The organism is Leucobacter chinensis (genome assembly GCF_019049105.1).
Taxonomy (GTDB): Bacteria; Actinomycetota; Actinomycetes; order Actinomycetales; family Microbacteriaceae; genus Leucobacter_A; species Leucobacter_A chinensis.
Map to the genome: position 1 here is coordinate 88,734 of NZ_JAHQZR010000007.1, position 18,605 is coordinate 107,338.

Consider the following 18,605-nt stretch of genomic DNA (forward strand, 5'->3'; position numbering starts at 1 on the left):
GTGTGTGCAGCATCCGTTTCTTCATCCGCAAGAGGGCCCCAGGGTTATCGCTCACCAGGGGTTTGTTTCACCCCAGGCAGCAGCCGAAGGTATCGTCGAAAACACGGCTGCTGCTTTTGACGCCGCGATGAAACTCGGTGTCACCACGATTGAGAGTGACTGTCACATCAGTAAAGATGGCCACGTCGTGCTCATACACGATGCTGACCTGAAGCAGGTGCTTGGTGACCCCACACGCGTCGATGCGTTAACGAAAGTAGAACTCGAAGCGAGGTTTGCCGAGCGTGGGGGCATTGTCACGCTCGCTGAGGCACTCGAGCGGTTTCCCGAGGCCCATTTCAACATTGATGTCAAGGTGTTTGACGCGGCCGAGGGGGCGGGGCGGGCTGCGGCTCCGCACGCAGAGCGCGTGCTGCTCACGAGCTTTTCTCAGAAGAACCGGCTCGTGAGTCTCGAAGCAGCTCGTCGTGCGGGGGCTCATATGCGACCTGCGACCTCGCCAGGAAGTCAGATCATCGTGCAGCTTCTCGGTGCGCTAGCGCTTCGTTCACAGTCTCTCACTGAGCGCGCGCTTCGCGGGCTCGATGCCCTCCAAATACCCGAGAAACAGGGTCCATTCCGTGTGCTCACGCCGCGACTGCTGCGAGCCGCACACGACCACGGGGTAGAGGTGCACGTGTGGACCGTGAACGATGAGTCTCGCATGCGCGAACTCGTGGCCTTAGGCGTTGACGGTCTTGTCACTGACCGCACCGACGTCGCGGTCAAGGCGTTCTCTGGACGTGGCTAGACTGGATATGGCGATATCGCCACCGTCACAACTGTTCGAGGGAGATCACCGTGCGAGTGCTGAGCGACAACCAGTGTGAAGCCGCCGCGGCACACGGGGTGCCGCACCATGAAGAGGTGCGTGAGGGGCTCTGGGCGGTCGCGGTGCCGATGCCTGGTTCGTTTCTCTCGTACACGCTGAGCATGGTGATGCTGCACGCTGACGGGCAAGTGTATGTGATTGATCCTGGCAGCGAGGGCGAAGCAACGGTCGAGATCTTTCGTGACTTTCTTGCCTCGCATGGTCGTTCGCTTGCCGATATCGCGACGATCGTTGTCACCCATTCGCACCCCGATCATCTCGGCAGCGCAGCGCGGCTCCGGGAGCTGAGCGGGGCAACGGTGGTGATGCACGCACGGGAGCAAGAAGAGGTCGAGGGTTCTCAGTCGCGCCTCATTGCGCAACTGCGTGAGCAGGTTGCCGCGTGGGGCATGCCCGAAGCAGAGATGCGCGGCCTGCTCGACATGATGGATCGCGCTGATTACGGCGAGCACCCCGATATTCGCGCTGACCTTCTCGTACGGGATGGCGATGAGATCGCCGAGACGGGTTGGCGGGTAGTGGCAACGCCCGGCCATACCGCCGGCCACATGTGCCTCGTTGACGACATGCGCAAACTCTTATTCTCGGGCGACCACGTTTTGCCCACCGTGAACCCGGGCATAGGGCTCAGCGGTAGCCGCGATAACGAGAACGCGGTGGTCGACTTCTTAGCATCGCTTGAACGGCTCGAGCCCTTTGACGACTACGAGGTATGCCCTGGTCACGGGTATCGTTTTTACGGGCTCAAAGAGCGGCGGCTCGAGCAGGCAGCGCACGTACACAAACGGGCTCACGAGGTCGAGACGATTCTCGCTCGTGACCCTGACCTCAGCGTGTGGGGAATCGCCGAGCAGCTCACCTGGAGTGCCGGGTGGCAGACATTGCTGAAGAGCACGCTGCTCGCATCAGGCCTTGCCCAGACGAGCATGTACCGAGACGCGGTGCGGGCGGGCATCACGAGTCGTATGCCCCCTGCGCCCGCACCCGTCAAAAGTCACTAGACATTTGCCGTTTCGACCGCGACGTCATCGGGCTTGCGGATAAAGCACGCACCGACGATGAGTGGTATCGCAACAACTGCCGCGATGAGGAATGCGCGCTGCGTTCCCTCGGCGGTGATTGCCTCGGGGCCGCCGCCCGTCGATGATGAGACCGATGACATGATGGTGATGAGCAGTGCAACGCCCGCAGCACCCGCAACCTGTTGAACGGTGCCAAGCACCGCGCTACCGTGCGAGTAGAGGTGTGGCCTGAGCGATGCGAGCGCGGCCGTTGACAGCGGGGTGAACGAAGCCGCGAGAGCGAGCGAGAGCACCGTCTGTGACACGATGAGCATCCAGATCGCGGTGGTCTCAGAAATCGTGGTGTAGAACCAGAGCACGGCGGTGGCCGCGATCGCGCCCGGCACGAGCAGCACGCGGGTGCCGAAACGGTCATAGACTCGGCCGATGAGTGGGCCTGCGAAACCCATCGCGAGTGAACCGGGCAGGAGAATCATGCCCGAGTCGAGTGCTGAGAGCCCGTGAATGCGCTGCAGATAGAGCGGCAACACCGTGATCGCGCCAAAGAAGGCAAACGAGAGTACGCCGAACTGAGAAACCGAGAGCGTGAAGTTCAGCGACGAGAAGACCCTGAGGTCAAGCATCGCGGCGTCGTCGCGCTGCAACGTGAGCTGGCGCCAAATGAAGAGCGCGATGCCCACGGCTCCCACCCCGAGTGGAACCCAGAGAGTGAGTGCCCCGGAGCCAGCCGTGCTCTGCCCGATTTGGCTGAGCCCGTAAACGATGCCACCAAAGCCGAACGCCGAGAGAATGACCGAGACGAGGTCGAAGGGCGTGCGCGCGTGCTCGCCGACAGACGGAACGAGTTTGGCGCCGATGATAAGAGCGATGAGCGCGATAGGGAAGACGATGCCGAACACCCAGCGCCAACCGAGCGTGTCGAGAATGAGACCAGAGAGCACCGGGCCGATCGCGGGGGCGAAGGCCATGACGAGGCTCACCCGACCCATCATGCGACCCCGTGATGCTGGCGGAACGACCGTCATGATGGTCGTCATGAGCAGCGGGAACATGATGGCCGTGCCAGAGGCCTGAACAACGCGGGCCACCACGAGCACCGAGAGGTTCGGCGCGATCACCGCGATGAGGGTACCCGCGGTGAAGAGCGCCATGGCGGCGGTGAACATCGTGCGGGTCGAGAAGCGCTGCAGCAGGTAGCCCGAGGTCGGGATCACGATCGCCATTGTGAGCATGAACGCGGTTGTGAGCCACTGTGCGCCGACAGCGGTCGTGCCGAGGTCGGTGATGAGGTGTGGAATCGCGACACCCATGGTCGTCTCGTTGAGAATCGCGATGAAGGTTGCACTGAGCATCACCCAGATCGCTCTCGACTGGAGCGGGGTGATTTCAGTGGGCTGAGAAGGCGGTACGGCGGGATTGTGCTGTTCAGCAGACATGAGTATTCCTCAAGAAGTCAGTCATTGGGCATGAAGGGAAGAAGGCAAAAGTGCCAGAACACCGAAAGGAGAATGTGCGAGGCATGCAACGTGCCGGTCGCAGAAAGTTCGGTGGGTGCGTGTTACGCGAGAACGATGGCGTTTGCGCGCTCGCCTGAAGGCACAAGCACGCATACAGAAATCTTCATGCGAAAAGTATACACACGAATGTGCTTAGCGGTGGTGTTGAGCGAGAACTCGTTCAATCACGAGGGCAACGCCGTCTTCAGCGTTGCTCGCCGTCACCTCGTCGGCGACCTGCATGACCGATTCGAGAGCGTTTGCCACGGCAACCCCGTGCCCGGCCCACTCGATCATCTCGATGTCGTTCCGGGCATCACCAAACGCGATGACCTCGCTCTGGGCGACACCGAGGTGCCCGCAGAGCTCCTCGAGCCCCGAGGCTTTGGTGACGTTCTCGGCCATGATCTCGACGAAGGGGGCGCCCGAGAGCGTCACTTCAAAGCCAGGCAGACCGAGCCCTGAGAGTTCGTGGGCGATATCGTGCGGCGCAATTTCGGGGTGGCGAACGACGAGCTTCAAGCTCGGGTGCTCGATGACGGCCTCGAGTGGAGCACCGCCCATGTGCCGGGGGTCGCGCTTGTGGTCGATGAATGCCGCAAGGTGGGCGTAGCCCTCTTCGGCGACAAAGCCCTCTCCGCCGTCGTACACGCTCGCGTACTTGAGCCCTGGAATGCGCTCGTTGAGCCGAGTGGTGATGAGCTCAAGGGTGTGCGGTGGCGTCTCGTTCGTGAAGAGGAGCTCGCTCGTTTCAAGGTGAATACCGAAGGCACCATTTGAACACAGCGCCCACTCGGTGAAGCCCGCGTTCTCGGCGATCTGGCGGAGCCCTACGGGCTGCCTTGCGGTCACGGGAACCACGTGAATGCCGGCTGATCTGGCCGCATCGAGCGCGTTTCTCGTGCGCTCGCTCACGAGGCCCTCGGGGCCCAGCAGCGTGTGGTCGAGGTCAGTCGCGATAAGTTTTGGAAGGGTGTTCATGGGTTACGCTGACCGCCTGTCTCGAACGGGGTGGGCGCTCATGATTGAGACGCGGTTGAACGTGTTGATGGCTACTGCGATCCACTCTGCAGCGGCGAAGGTCTCGTCGCCGAGTACAGCGCGGGCGTCTTCGAGATCGGCAATGGCGTGGTCATCGAGCGGTGTGAGCGTCGTCGCTTCTGCGATGAGCAACATCGCGATCTCACGCTCTGAAAACAGCTCGGTGTCACGCCAAATGGGGAGCATGTCGAGCTGTTGCTCGGTTACCCCTGCGCTGCGTGCCTGTCTCGTGTGCAGGTCAAGGCAAAATGCGCAGCCGTTGAGCTGTGAGGCGCGCACCTTGATGAGTTCGCCCTCGGGTGCCGTGATGCCGCGAGCTGCAGCCTCGGCTGCAACCGTGGTGCTGAACGCCTGAGCTGCTTTCCATACCTCTGGGGCTGTCTTGTCAAGATATGGGCGCATCTCTCGTTCTCCTCGCTTCACTCTCTCGCATCGTGCACAGTCTGCAACCAGCCTAGCCCCGAAACTATTCCTTGGCCCGCAGAGAGGCTCGGGCTCGCACGCGAAGCGATATCAGTGCACACTTGAATCACACGAATGTCGTGCTCAACGAACGGAGTGACCCGCAATGACCGAACTCTCGACCGTGCCCGCCGAGGGCCCTGCAACCGCACCGACCGCCGATATCGCCCTCGTGTGGAACCCCTCGAAGACGAGCGAAAAGACGCTTCGCAGTGCCCTCAACGGTGTCGCGGCGAAGCGCAAGAGGGCTACAGGCATTGCCGATGACTGGGTGGGGAAGGTTCGCTGGTATGAGACGAGCCGCGACGACCCGGGGGCTGCCGCTACTCGTGAGGCTTTGCGCGATGGGGCGAGGCTCGTGCTCGCTGCGGGCGGCGATGGAACGATTCGCGCCGTTGCCGAGGCCCTCGCCGAGCACGCTTCCGAGGCGGATCCCGGTGCGGCACCTTCTCATGACACCGAGGCCGGGCCGGTTGGCCTCGCCGATCTCGGCATCCTGCCTCTCGGCACGGGAAATTTGCTCGCGCGCAATCTCGGTATCGCGATCCACAACCTGCAAGATGCGCTCGATACCGCGGTGTTTGGCGAGGCGTTACCCATTGATATCGGCTGGGCAACGCTCGAAACCGCTGTGGGGGCAGAAGAGCGGCATGCTTTTGCGGTCATGGCCGGTTTCGGCATCGACGCGCACATGATTACCGAGACGAAAGATGACCTCAAGAGCCAGGTGGGCTGGGCTGCATACGTTGAGTCGCTCGGGCGGGCGATTTCAGCGAGCCAGGTGATCGGGGTGCGGGTGAGCATCGATGATGAAGCGCCCGAAGCAATTGACGCGCACACCATGATTGTGGGTAATTGCGGCAGTATTCAGGCAGGCATGAATCTTTTGCCGGGAGCAGATCCGAGCGACGGCCAGCTCGATATGCTCGTCTTGAGCGCCGCGGGGCTTGGTGGCTGGCTCGACACAATGCACAATATGGCTTGGCAGAACGGTCTCAAGCGCCGAATCGCGCAGAGTGACGAGACGACGAGCAGCGGCAGTGTGACGCGTGGGCGGGGCCAACAGATTCGGTTTGAGCTCGAGGAGCCGAGAGTGTTCGAGGTCGACGGTGACGCGCTCGATGAGGTTGTCGCGGCGACGTTGACGGTGCAAGAGACCGCGCTCCGTGTGCGGGGTGGGCGCTTGAGCGTCGAATAAATCGGTGCCGTGTCAGTGCCAGCCGGTACGATGAAAGAACCGCACACAATGGCGGTTGTTGAGAGGTAGAGGGGTACGTTTTTGGAAGCAAACACTCGTGTGGCGATTGTTGGGTATGGCAACCTCGGTAAGGGCGTCGAGACCGCGCTCGGGCTCGCGCCCGATCTCGAACTCGTCGGCGTCTTTTCGCGCCGCGACCCTTTGAGCGTTACAACGCTCGGGGCTCCCGTGTTTGCGCTCTCTGAGCTCGACGAGCCTCGCGATGACATCGACGTGCTCATTCTGTGCGGCGGGTCAAAGTCAGACCTCCCCGTGCAAACGCCAGAGCTTGCCTCACGGTTCACGCTCGTCGACAGCTTTGATACGCACGCCAAAATTCCCGAGCACTTTGCCGCGGTTGACCTGGCGGCAAGAGCGGCCGGTACGACCGCCGTCATCTCGTCTGGGTGGGACCCGGGGCTCTTCTCGCTGCAGCGCATGTTCGGCGAGGCCATCTTGCCCGAGGGGCGCACCTACACCTTCTGGGGTCAGGGTCTCAGCCAGGGGCACTCAGACGCGCTGCGTCGTATTGACGGGGTTCGTCTCGCTGTGCAGTACACGATTCCCTCAGAAGAGGCTATCGAGCAGGTTCGTGCCGGTAGCCGGCCCGAACTTACCGCGCGGCAGCAGCACGTGCGTGACTGCTACGTGGTGCTCGAAGAGGGGGCCGACGAGGCCGCAATTCGCGAAGCGATCGTGACCATGCCTGACTACTTTGAGCCGTACGACACCACCGTGCACGTGATTACCGAAGAAGATTTTGAGCGCGATCACCAGGGCATGCCGCACGGCGGCTTTGTGATTCGCAGCGGTGAATCATCGCCCGGCACGCAGCAGACCATGGAGTTTCAGCTGACGCTTGGCTCGAACCCTGAGTTCACGTCGAGCGTGCTCGTGGCCTATGCGAGGGCCGCGGCGAAACTTGCTCGCTCGGGTGATCACGGCGCCAAAACCGTGTACGACATCGCTCCAGGGCTCCTGTCGCCGAAGTCACCAGCACAGCTGCGCGCCGAGCTCCTGTAGCGAGTCGGGGGTAAAGCCACCGGCGCCGGTCCCGAAACGAGAAACGCACTCAGTGGTATCTACAATGAGCGCGACTCTCAATTGGCACCCAGGTACAAACAGGGGATAATGAAGAGTAGTACGTCCGACAATGCTCGTCGGAGTGGAATCGAGGAGATACTGACATGGCTAATGGAGATTACACAGCGCCGGTAGCTGACTACGCCTTTCTCTTGAAAGAAGTTTTTGGTACCGATATCGTTGCTCGCTCAACCGAGGGCGCAATGACCGCTGACGACATGCTCGATGCGATTGAAGCTGGCGGTGAGATGGCGAGCGAGGTCTTCGCTCCACTCGACCGTAACGGCGACGTGCAGGGTGCGAAGCTCGTCGACGGCAACGTTCAGACCCCTGATGGGTTCAAAGAGGCCTACGCAACCTACGTTGAAGCAGGCTGGGTAAGCGCGGGCTCGCCAGAATCGGCAGGTGGCGACGGGCTTCCCTCGTCGGTACAGGGCGCGCTCAGCGAGTTCTGGTCGGCCGCGAACTCGGCGTTCTCGCTCGCAGCGGGCCTCAGCGCGGGTGCGATCAACTCGATCAACACCTACGGTTCGCAGGAGATCAAAGAAACCTACCTGCCCAAACTCGTCTCGGGCGAGTGGACCGGCACGATGAACCTCACCGAGCCTCAGGCCGGCACCGACCTTGGCGCCATCACGACCATCGCTCGCGACAACGGCGACGGTAGCTACTCGATCTCGGGGCAGAAGATCTTCATCACCTGGGGTGACCACGACGTTGCAGAGAACATCATTCACCTCGTGCTCGCACGCACCGAGGGTGCGCCAGAGGGCCACCGCGGCCTGTCGCTCTTCGTCGCGCCGAAGTTCCTGCTGAACGCCGACGGTACTCCCGGTGAGCGCAACAACATCGTGACCGTCTCACTCGAAGACAAGCTCGGCATTCACGGCAGCCCCACTGCGCAGCTGCAGTACGAGAACGCGACCGGCTACCTCGTCGGCGAGCTGCACCAGGGCCTGCAGGGCATGTTCGTCATGATGAACGACAGCCGCATCAACATTGGTATTCAAGGCCTCGGCATTGCCGACCGTGCCTACCAGCGTGCAGCTGAGTACGCCGCGTTCCGCGTGCAGGGGCCGGTCATTGGCCGTGACGCGGGTGCAACGATTGGCGAGCATCCTGACGTGCGCCGCCTGCTGCTCTCGATGTCAAGCTCGATCCACGCCATGCGCGCCTTCAGCGTGCTGGTCGGCGACATGCGCGACCGCGCTGCCGAGGGTGACAACCAGGCCATCATGGAATTCTTCGTGCCGCTCCTGAAGTCATGGGCTACCGAAGAGTCGGTGCGCATCGCGTCAGACGCGATTCAGGTGCACGGCGGCATGGGCTTTATCGAAGAGACCGGTGCCGCCCAGCACTACCGCGACGCGCGCATCACTCCGATTTACGAGGGCACGACCGCGATTCAGTCGAACGACCTCGTGGGCCGCAAGATTCTGCGCGATAACGGCAAGACGCTGCAGCAGGTGCTTGGCATGGTGCAGGAACAGGTCACCGCGCTCCAGGGCATCGACAACCCGGTTGCACAGCGCACCGCTGAGCGCCTCGGTCGCGCACTCGGAAGCGCGGTTGCTGCCAGCCAGGCACTCGCCGGCTTCGCACAAAACCCCCGCGATGCGTTTGCCGTCTCAGTTCCACTGCAGCGCCTGCTGAGCCTCGTGATGGGTGGGTGGATGCACGCCCTCATTATTCAGGCAACGCTCGCTCACGAAACGCTCACCGAGCTTGACGAGCAGCGTCTGCTCGAGGCCGACTTCTTTGGCGCACACCACCTCTCAGAGGTGCACTCGCTTCGCGAGATCGTCGAAAACGGTGAAATCGTCTAACGACCGTTCAAGTCGACACAGCGACAGCGCGAAGGCCCGGTCTCTTCAGTGAAGCCGGGCCTTCGCGTTGTCTTGCGGCCAGCGGGCGTCGATTTCGAGAAGTCTTGTAGGTTTCGTTCACGAGCAAGCGATTTTTCAGTATAAAAAAGATAACCTTAACGCTATGCACATGAATGAGACCCGGTCATGGAACCGGTTTTACGCTCCCGGCACCCCGATTGATATTGAACCCGTGACGGGATCGCTCATCGACCTTCTTGACGAACGCTGCAGCGAGTGGGCAGATCAAGACGCCGTGAGCTTCTTCGGTCGTACGACCACGTACCGTGAGCTCTCTGACCAGGTGCTTCGTGTTGCTCAGGGGCTCGCGGACCTCGGGGTGAAGGCGGGCGACCGTGTGGCACTCATCATGCCGAATGCTCCGCAGCACATCGTGGCTTTCTATGCGGTGCTACGCCTCGGTGCGACGGTGGTTGAACACAACCCGCTCTACACGAAAGACGAGCTTCGCACGCAGTTCAGCGACCACGGCGCCCAGGTGGTCATCGCCTGGAGCAACGTTGTTGAGACGGTTCAGTCGTTGCCGGCAAGCCTCGGCATTCACACGATCGTTTCGGTTGATATCACTCGGTCCATGCCGCTCGGCATGCGCGTTGCGCTGAAGCTTCCGGTGCAAAAGGCTCGTGAGGGCCGGGCGAAGCTCTGGGCTGCGACGACCGGCACGGTTCCGTTCGCAAAGCTCGAGCGGGAGTCGCCGCTGCCAAAGGATCACCCGCGGCCGAAGCGTGACGACATTGCCTGCCTGCAGTACACCTCGGGCACGACCGGGGCCCCGAAGGGGGCCATGATTTCGCACGGTAACCTCTGGGCTGTTGCTCGCATGGGGGCTGCGTGGATGCCCGATTTTGAGCACGGGAAAGGCAGCATCTACGGAGTGCTGCCGATGTTCCACTCGTTTGGCCTCTTGCTCTCGGTCATTTATGCCGTTGAGACTGGCTCGCGCGCCGTGCTCTTCCCAACCTTTGACGCCACTCTCGTGGCAAAGGCTGCCGAGAAGTTCCCGCCGACGTTCATACCCGCGGTGCCGCCGATGTTTGATGCGATCGCGAGGGTTGCGCGTGACGGGCAGCTTGACCTGAGCCAGGTGGTTTACTCAATTTCGGGTGCGATGACCCTCACCCCGGCGATCGTGAAGCGCTGGGAAGACCTTGCGGGCAGCATGCTGAACGAGGGGTATGGCCTGACTGAGACGAGCCCGATTGCGCTCGCCAACCCCTTTAGCGATGAGCGTCGCATCGGAGCCATCGGGCTGCCGTTCCCCTCGACCGACATTCGTGTTGTGAACCCTGACGCCCCGCACGAAGAGGTTGAGCTGGGGCAGGTGGGCGAGCTACTCATCAGCGGCCCGCAGGTTTTCCAGGGGTATTGGAACCGGCCAGAAGATACTCGTGACGCGCTCGTCGATGGCCGTTGGTTGCGCACGGGCGACCTTGTTGTGCAAGATGACGACGGTTTCGTCACGGTGGTTGACCGGAAGAAGGAGCTCATCATCACGGGCGGGTTTAATGTTGCCCCTACCGAGGTTGAGCGGGTTATCGGCACGGTCGAGGGCGTTGCCGAGGTTGCGGTTGTCGGCGTTCCTCGCGGAAGCGGGGCAGAGGTTGTGACGGCTGTTGTCGTTACTGAGTCAGGTCATCAGTTTGACGAACACCGTGCCAGGGAAGTTGCGCGTGAACAGCTCTCTGAATACAAACGGCCCACCAGCTACTTCGTGTGGGAAGAGCTGCCGAAATCGCTTATCGGTAAGATTCTGCGCCGTCAGGTGCGTGACACGCTCCTCGTCGATCGAAAGGCAGTTCGGGCGTTGCCGGCGTCAGAAGAATAAGCGGCACTGTGCGTCAAATGAGTCATAGTTCGTCATGAAACTTGTTGAGTTTGTCGGAGCTTCTTACAGTCGTTGTACATCTGCTGAGCAACGCTGGAGGATCAACGATGACAACGACAACCACGACGCACCGACTGCCCAACGCTACGATTCAGGGCTTCCCAAGAATCGGTCCCGACCGCGAGCTGAAGCGTGCGGTCGAACGCTTTTGGAAAGGCGGACTGAGCGAAGCTGAGCTCATCAACGAGGTGCGTGAGCAGCGTGCGGCTACCCGTGCACGACTTGTCGGCCTCGGGCTTCAGGCGAGTGGCGGAGCAGTGCCTGAGAGCTTCAGCCTCTACGACCAGGTGCTCGACGCCACGGTTGCTGTGGGCGCCATTCCGGCTCGCTTTCGTGACGTTGAGGGGTCAGCCCTACATCGGTACTTCGTGCTCGCGAGGGGTGACGCCCAGCATCAGCCGCTTGAAATGACCAAGTGGTTTGACACGAACTATCACTTCTCGGTTCCTGAGATCGACGAACAAACCGTGTTCGAAGCGAACGCCGACTGGTACGTCGGTGGTGTGCGTGAGGCGCAGCAGCAGGGCATCGATGCACGCCCGGTACTCGTGGGCCCTGTGACCTACCTGCTGCTCGCAAAGGCGAGTGAGCAGGCTGCGCCGGGCTTCAAACCCGTCACCCGCCTCGCCGACCTGGTCGGGGTATACGCGACGCTGTTGCGCGATCTGAAAGCGGCCGGTGCGACCTGGGTTCAGCTCGATGAGCCTGCACTCGTATCAGACTCACTCGGGCTTGGCCGAAGCGAGATCGTTGCACTTGTTGAAGCGGCATACCGTGAACTCGCGGCCGAGGAACGTCCAGCGATTGTGCTGAGCGCGCCTTACGGAGACGTGGGCGAGTATCTGACTCGTCTTGCAGAGCTGCCCGTCGAGGCACTACACGCCGACCTTGTTCGAGGCACAGCTCCAGAGCCCGCAGTGCTCGCCACGGCACTCGGCGAAACGCAGTTTGTTGCCGGTGTGATTGATGGGCGCAACATCTGGCGCACGAATCTGCGTGAACGTTTTGCCGAGCTTGAGGCACTGCGCGAGGCTGGTATTGCCACGGCCGTCTCAACCTCGAACAACCTGCAGCATCTACCCTACGACGTGCGCCGCGAGACGAAGCTCAGCGACCAGCTGAGGTCGTGGCTCGCCTTCGCCGACCAGAAAGTCGAGCAGGTCGTTACCCTCGCCCGTGGTCTCACCGAGGGCGCCGAAGCGATTGAGGCCGAGCTCGCCGAGGTCGAAGCGGTGCTTCGAGACCGTGATCAGGCGCCGGGCGTGCACTTGGCTGAGACACGCGACCGGGTTGCCTCGGTGACTGCTGAGAGCCGTCAGCGTGCGAGCGAAGAAGAACGGCGTGAAGCGCAGCAAGCCTTGTCGATTCCACGACTTGCAACCACGACGATCGGCTCGTTCCCGCAAACATCAGAGATTCGGGTCGCTCGCGCTGCTTTCAACCGTGGCGAGATCGATGAGAACGCTTACAACGCATTCTTGCGTGAAGAAATCGAGCGGGTTATTCGGCTGCAAGAAGAAATCGGGCTCGATGTGCTCGTGCACGGCGAGGCCGAGCGCAACGACATGGTCCAGTACTTTGCCGAACACCTTGAAGGTTTCGCTGTGACCGAGCACGGCTGGGTGCAGTCGTACGGTTCACGCGCGACCAGGCCCTCGATTCTGTGGGGCGATGTGGTACGTTCGGCGCCGATTACCGTTGGCTGGTCATCGTATGCGCAGTCACTCACCGATAAACCAGTCAAGGGCATGCTTACGGGCCCCGTCACGATTCTGGCATGGTCGTTTGTGCGCGATGACCAGCCGCTCGGGCAAACCGCCGAGCAGGTCGCGCTCGCGCTCAGGGACGAGATTCGTGACCTGGGCGAGGCCGGAATCGGCATCGTGCAGGTCGACGAACCAGCGCTTCGTGAGTTGCTGCCGCTTGAGGCACCGCGACACGAGGCCTACCTGCAGTGGTCGGTTGGCTCCTTCCGCCTGGCGACCGGCGGGGCACCCGCGGGCGTGCAGATCCACACCCATCTCTGTTACTCAGAGTTCAACGAGATCGTGGGAGCGATCGACGGCCTCGACGCTGATGTTACGAGCATCGAGGCTGCGCGGAGCCGCATGGACGTCGTGCAGCCCATTGGCGACCACGGCTACTCTCGCGGCATCGGCCCCGGGGTGTACGACATTCACTCACCACGCGTGCCAGGCGTCGACGAAATTCGCGACCTCATCGAGATCGCTCGTGAGCGGATCGACGCCGAGCTGCTCTGGGTCAACCCCGACTGCGGTCTCAAGACGCGAGGGTACGACGAGACCGTTGAGAGCCTCAAGAACCTCGTGGCTGCAACCAAGGCCGTGCGTGACAGGGAGCAGGTGTGACAACGGGCGTGAGCCAGCCGCTGCACACCGAACCGGTTGGCTCACTGCCGCGGCCCGCGGCGCTGCAGCGGGCGGTGCTTGAGGCCGAACTAGGGCTCGTGAGCGCCGAAGCTCTCGCCGAGGCGCAGGATGCCGCGGTTGCCGAGACGCTTCAGCGCATGGCCGAGACCGGGTCACCGATTCTCAGCGACGGTGAGCAGCGCCGGGCGAGCTTTGCGACCTATTTTCTCGACCAGGGTGATGCCTCTGAGGGGCCCGTGTTCGCGGTGTTCGCCGACGGGCATCACCGCGTGGTGCCGAGGTTGCTGCGGGCGCCGCTGCGCTACCGCGTGTGGGCCGCTGACGATGTGAAGAAGGCGAGGGCCCTGACCGACGCGCCTCTCAAGCAGGCGGTCATCTCGCCCTCGATGCTCTCGCTCATGGTGCCGGAGTCTGGGCTCGCAGGCTATACCCGTGCAGAGTTTCTCGACGATGTCGTAGCGCAGTGCGCCGAAGACATACGGCGCTCCTTTGCCGCAGGCGCGAGCCGGGTGAGCATCGATTTCACCGAGGGGCGTCTCGCCCTGCGCACCGACCTCAGGGCGCCGTGGGCTGGGCCGAGCGCGCTCGCTGGGTTCATCGACCTGGTGAATCGCGTGCTCGACGAGCTGACCCCTGAACAGCGCGCGGCAACCGGGGTACACACCTGCCCAGGCAACGACCGAGATAGCGCGCACTCCGCCGACGTCGACTACGCGAAGCTCATTCCCGAGCTGCTGCAAATCGAGGCGGGCTACTTTCTTGTTCAAGCCGCGAGCGAAGAAGATCCACAGCGAGTCGCCGCGCTCATCGGCTCGCAGCTCAGTGCGCGAGGCGAGACCGGGCACCTGCCGCACATTCTGCTCGGGGTGACCGACCCCACAAACCCGAAGCTTGAGACCCCCGAAGAGGTGCGTGACCAACTCGTCAAAGCCTCACGCTTTATCCCGGCGAACTTGCTCGGATCAACCGACGACTGCGGGTTCTCGCCGTACCTCATTGACGACAAGCCACGTCACGGCTCACCAGACTTCGCCCGTGACGTGGCCTTCTCGAAAATTGCCGCCAGGGTGCGGGGCACGGCACTCGCCGCAGAGGTGCTTGGGCTCACGAGCGAGACGGTGGGTGCGTCATGAACGATGTCTTGCTCACCGGCACTCGGCCCACGAAACCTAGATTCTCGTTCGAGGTGTTTCCCGCGAGAAGTGGGGCGGCAGCCCTTGCCCTCGGCAACGCGGTGCAGCACCTCGCCGCCGAGGCCCCCGGCTTTATCGCTGTCACCTACGGGGCCAATGGCTCGCACCGTGATGCCTCGCTCGATCTGCTCAAGCACATTCGCGACCACACCTCGGCTCTGCCACTCGCGCACCTCACGACGGTCAATACGTCGCGCGACGAGCTGAAGGCGACGATCCACCGCATTCTCGATCTCGGTGTGCACGATTTCTTGGCGCTCGTCGGCGACCCGCCAAAGGGGCTTGGGCTCGATGACCCCGTGTTTCGCGATGCCCTCAGCGCGGCAGAGCTCGTCGAACTCATCGCTGAGGCGCGCGCCGAACGGCCACCGCTTACGAGCGTCGGGCGAACCGCGGTTGCGGCCTACCCGAACGGGCACCCGCTCTCGCGAAGTCGTGCGGCTGATCTTGACTGGTTAGCGGCGAAGCAGCAGGCGGGCGCGCAGTTTGCCATCACCCAGCTGTTCTTTCACGCCGATGAGTTCTTGGAATTCGTCGCCGATGCGAGGCGCGCGGGTGTCACGATGCCGATCATTCCGGGGCTCATGCCGGTCGCCACAAGTGCGCAACTGCGCAAGGTCTCGGCCCTCGCGGGTCAGCCAGCCCCGAAAGAACTCGAACGGGCTATCGAACGGGTTGGCGGGTACGCCCCAGACCTCGGGGTCGCACACACCATCGAACTCTCGCAGGCAATTCTGGCCGAGAACATCGACTCGCTACACCTTTACACCTTCAACCGACACGAACAGGTCCTGGCCGTCTTGCGTGAGCTCGGGTTGCTCACTGCGAAGACGTCGCCGGGCCATGCACAGTAACGGAGCACGCACTATGAACGACGCACCCTGTCAAAGCCGCACCCCCATCAGCGATTGGAACGGCTTTGCCTTTGAGACACGGCAGGTGCACGCGGGCGAGTACCGCGATGCGAATCGTGGCCTTCGAGTTCCGCCCGTCGCGCTCTCGGCCGGCTACGTGTTCGAAGACTTTGACGACGGGGTCGCGAGGTTCAACAGCACCTCGACCGACCCGATTTATTCGCGTCAGGGCAACCCGACGAACCAGGTCGCCGAGCAGCGGTTGGCCTCGCTTGAGGGCGGCAGCGCTGCGGTCACGGTGTCGAGCGGGCAAGCCGCGATCACCTCGGCTATCTTGACACTCGCGCAAACGGGCGACCACATCGTCTCGACCGCGTCAATTTATGGCGGCACGCGCATTCTGTTTGGCCGCAGCATTGCTCGCGCCGGCATTGGCGTCGATTACGTGTGGAACATTGATGACGACGACGAGTGGCAACGCGTCATTCGCCCCGAGACCAAAGCGATCTATACCGAGTCGGTGCCCAACCCGCTCAACGACATCACCGACCTGAGGCGCATTGCCGAGGTTGCCGAGCGCTACCACCTTCCCGTTATCGTCGACAACACCGTCGGCACCCCGGCGCTCATTAGCCCCTTCGCTCACGGGGCACACATCACGGTGCACTCGACGACGAAGTTTTTATCGGGGCATGGAGCCGCAGTCGGTGGTGCGATTGTTGACGGCGGATCATTCGACTGGCTCGCCGCGTCGAAGGCGGGGCGTTCGTACCCGCTCATTACCCGTTCGTTGCGGCCTGGACTGGGGTCGTACGTTGACCGTTTTGGCAGTACCTCGTTTGCGCAGGCTGCTCGCGAGCAGGTGGTCAACGACATTGGCCCAACCTTCGCGGCCTTCAACGGCTTTCTCTTGCATCAGGGGCTTGAGACCCTGTCGTTGCGCATGGAACGCCACGTTGGCTCGTCTCTGCGCATTGCCGAGTGGCTCGAAGAGCAGCCCGAGGTGCTCGCGGTGCACTACGCAGGCCTCCCGTCCAATTCTCGCTACGAGCTTGCACAACGAGATTACGGGTGCCGAACGGGTGCTGTGTTTGGGGTCGAAGTGCGTGGGGGAGAAGTGGGAGCAAAAGCCTTCTTTAACGGGCTGCAAATTTTCTCACGCATGACCGGTATCGGTGACACACGCTCGATGGTGCTGCACCCGCTCACTTCGACCCACGCGAGCTTTGCTCCGGAGTTGAACCAGCGGCTTGGCATAACCCCTGGACTGCTGAGGCTCTCGATCGGGCTCGAGCACGCCGAAGACCTCGTGAATGACCTGCGCTCAGCGCTCGATCGGGTGCCGTGAGGCTGGCGTGAAGGCGCAGGTAGTCAAGAGATGAGAAGTCTGTACTGCCAGCTCTGGTAGGTGATCAGAGAACGTGAAAAAGCGCAAGAGTGAAGTGTTTCAAAAAACGCTCTTATCAGGGTTTATGTCGAATTGACAGGTGAGGTTACCCTAAGCTATCTTCGGTGATGGTGGTTAGGTCGTACTTACCTCCATCAGTTGTATACTTTCTCAAGGTGTGAGGAGCCCTGACGAATGTCACTGTCGCGAGTTCGAAAGTCGATTGCTTCACGGGGAAGTTCCCGGGGCCAAAAGTCCCGAAGCGCCTTTGCTCTTCTCACTACCTTTCTTGTCGCATTTGGCAGTATGTTCGCGGTTCCCGCTGCGCAAGCGGCCGAGCCTGCCAATGTCACACCGAGCGTTCAATCTGTGGGTGACGATGGGACGCTGACGGTGGGAGTGACGGCCACGGGGCTTCCAGACGTTCAGTCAATGTATGGCGCGCTCGTACCCAAAGGCGGTGACGGGACAGCCTATGCAGCCTTTGCGGTGCCCTTTCCAGAGGTTGCTAGCGGTTCGAGTACTTTCACGCTGACCGCTAAAACCGTTGCGGCGGGCGCGAGCCAGGCGCTGGTTCGTGGCCAGCAGTATGAGGTGCTGCTCTGGAAACAGCACTCAGACGCTACGCCCGAGAACGTGTACGGCCGTGCCGAACTGGCGATTACCGAGGCGCAGTGGGACCAACTGTTCCCTCCCGCTCCTGTCGCTCAGGACACGAGTGTGAGCCTTGCGGCTGCATCGACCACGCTGACCGAGGGTGAAACGACGACGCTGACTGCTTCGGTGAGCCCGAGTGATGCAGCAGGCACTGTGACCTTTGCAAACGGCGACGCTGTTCTTGGCGCGCCGATTGCCGTCTCTTCAGGCAAAGCGTCGATCGATACGGGTGCGCTCGCACCCGGTGATCACACTTTTACCGCCGTCTTTACGCCGAGCGACGAAGCGCTCTTTACCGGGTCTACCTCTGCTCCCGCCGCGGTTTCGGTGACTCCAGCCGAGGCTCCTGTCGACCCTGTAGATCCCGTTGACCCTGCAACTCCGAAGTTGTCGGTGTCGCCGAATGCTGGTTTGAAGGCTGCTGGTGACACGGTGACGGTGAAGGGTGAGGGGTATAACCCTGAGCAGAGCATTTACGTGTTCTTGTGTGCTGATATCGAGTTGCCGACTGATTTGTTTCAGCATGCGATGGGTTGTCGTACTGGTTCGAAGCAGGTAAAGCCTGAGGCTGATGGCACGTTTGAGCTTGAGTATGCGGTGAAGCAGCTTGATGCTGGCGCGACTGCGGTGTTTACTGCGGCGAATCATACGGGTATGACTGATCGTTCGTTTGACGCGAAGGTGTTGTTGGACTTCGCGAAGGCTCCGGTTGATCCTGCAACTCCGAAGTTGTCGGTGTCGCCGAATGCTGGTTTGAAGGCTGCTGGTGACACGGTGACGGTGAAGGGTGAAGGTTATAACCCTGAGCAGAGCATTTACGTGTTCTTGTGTGCTGATATCGAGTTGCCGACTGATTTGTTTCAGCATGCGATGGCTTGTCGTACTGGTTCGAAGCAGGTAAAGCCTGAGGCTGATGGCACGTTTGAGCTTGAGTATGCGGTGAAGCAGCTTGATGCTGGCGCGACTGCGGTGTTTACTGCGGCGAATCATACGGGTATGACTGATCGTTCGTTTGACGCGAAGGTGTTGTTGGACTTCGCGAAGGCTCCGGTTGAGCCTGCAACTCCGAAGTTGTCGGTGTCGCCGAATCTTGATTTGGATCCGTCGGGTGACACGGTAACGGTGAAGGGTGAGGGGTATA

14 protein-coding genes are annotated in these 18,605 nt (G+C 61.7%); 11 read left to right on the forward strand and 3 right to left on the reverse strand.

What is annotated here, in order from left to right; translation table 11 throughout:
- The first annotated feature begins 4 nt into the window (after nt 1-4).
- Together KTJ78_RS09535 and KTJ78_RS09540 are read left to right on the forward strand one after the other, a co-directional pair.
- Nucleotides 5-790, forward strand: a complete 786-nt coding sequence (locus KTJ78_RS09535) for a glycerophosphodiester phosphodiesterase family protein (protein WP_217135035.1) — start codon at nt 5-7, stop codon at nt 788-790.
- A gap of 50 nt (nt 791-840) precedes the next feature.
- On the forward strand, nt 841-1,872 hold the full coding sequence (locus KTJ78_RS09540) for an MBL fold metallo-hydrolase (RefSeq protein ID WP_217135037.1): 1,032 nt from the start codon (nt 841-843) through the stop codon (nt 1,870-1,872).
- Here KTJ78_RS09540 and KTJ78_RS09545 read toward each other — a convergent pair.
- The 3 genes from KTJ78_RS09545 to KTJ78_RS09555 form a co-directional block, all read right to left on the reverse strand.
- Nucleotides 1,869-3,329, reverse strand: coding sequence for an MDR family MFS transporter (locus KTJ78_RS09545; protein ID WP_217135039.1), 1,461 nt, complete (start codon nt 3,327-3,329; stop codon nt 1,869-1,871). The two genes, KTJ78_RS09540 and KTJ78_RS09545, sit on opposite strands and share 4 nt — an antisense overlap.
- 213 nt (nt 3,330-3,542) lie before the next feature.
- Nucleotides 3,543-4,370, reverse strand: coding sequence for a Cof-type HAD-IIB family hydrolase (locus KTJ78_RS09550; protein WP_217135040.1), 828 nt, complete (start codon nt 4,368-4,370; stop codon nt 3,543-3,545).
- Between the two features lie 3 nt (nt 4,371-4,373).
- Nucleotides 4,374-4,832 carry a carboxymuconolactone decarboxylase family protein gene (locus KTJ78_RS09555; protein ID WP_217135041.1) on the reverse strand — a complete coding sequence of 153 codons (459 nt, stop codon included), beginning with the start codon at nt 4,830-4,832 and terminating at the stop codon, nt 4,374-4,376.
- Nucleotides 4,833-4,998: 166 nt separating this feature from the next.
- On the opposite strand from KTJ78_RS09555, the gene KTJ78_RS09560 reads away from it, so the two are divergent.
- The 9 genes from KTJ78_RS09560 to KTJ78_RS09600 all read left to right on the forward strand — a co-directional run.
- Nucleotides 4,999-6,090: a diacylglycerol/lipid kinase family protein gene (locus KTJ78_RS09560; RefSeq protein WP_217135043.1), complete on the forward strand. Its 1,092-nt coding sequence runs from the start codon at nt 4,999-5,001 to the stop codon at nt 6,088-6,090.
- Between the two features lie 81 nt (nt 6,091-6,171).
- On the forward strand, nt 6,172-7,152 hold the full coding sequence (locus KTJ78_RS09565) for a diaminopimelate dehydrogenase (RefSeq protein ID WP_217135051.1): 981 nt from the start codon (nt 6,172-6,174) through the stop codon (nt 7,150-7,152).
- Nucleotides 7,153-7,316: 164 nt separating this feature from the next.
- Nucleotides 7,317-9,038 carry an acyl-CoA dehydrogenase family protein gene (locus tag KTJ78_RS09570; RefSeq protein ID WP_217135053.1) on the forward strand — a complete coding sequence of 574 codons (1,722 nt, stop codon included), beginning with the start codon at nt 7,317-7,319 and terminating at the stop codon, nt 9,036-9,038.
- A gap of 163 nt (nt 9,039-9,201) precedes the next feature.
- Nucleotides 9,202-10,923, forward strand: coding sequence for an AMP-binding protein (locus KTJ78_RS09575; RefSeq protein WP_217135055.1), 1,722 nt, complete (start codon nt 9,202-9,204; stop codon nt 10,921-10,923).
- Between the two features lie 107 nt (nt 10,924-11,030).
- Nucleotides 11,031-13,352 (forward strand): 5-methyltetrahydropteroyltriglutamate--homocysteine S-methyltransferase, encoded by a 2,322-nt coding sequence (gene metE / locus KTJ78_RS09580; RefSeq protein WP_217135057.1) that lies wholly within the window; start codon nt 11,031-11,033, stop codon nt 13,350-13,352.
- Nucleotides 13,349-14,506, forward strand: coding sequence for a uroporphyrinogen decarboxylase/cobalamine-independent methonine synthase family protein (locus tag KTJ78_RS09585; protein WP_217135060.1), 1,158 nt, complete (start codon nt 13,349-13,351; stop codon nt 14,504-14,506). Before metE ends, KTJ78_RS09585 begins: the two co-directional genes overlap by 4 nt.
- Nucleotides 14,503-15,420 carry a methylenetetrahydrofolate reductase gene (locus KTJ78_RS09590; protein ID WP_217135068.1) on the forward strand — a complete coding sequence of 306 codons (918 nt, stop codon included), beginning with the start codon at nt 14,503-14,505 and terminating at the stop codon, nt 15,418-15,420. Before KTJ78_RS09585 ends, KTJ78_RS09590 begins: the two co-directional genes overlap by 4 nt.
- A gap of 13 nt (nt 15,421-15,433) precedes the next feature.
- Entirely contained in the window at nt 15,434-16,768 is a 1,335-nt protein-coding gene (locus KTJ78_RS09595) for an O-acetylhomoserine aminocarboxypropyltransferase/cysteine synthase family protein (RefSeq protein WP_217135070.1), read from the forward strand.
- A gap of 408 nt (nt 16,769-17,176) precedes the next feature.
- Nucleotides 17,177-18,605 (forward strand): Ig-like domain repeat protein (locus tag KTJ78_RS09600; protein ID WP_217135080.1); only part of this gene is annotated, 1,429 nt, incomplete at its 3' end.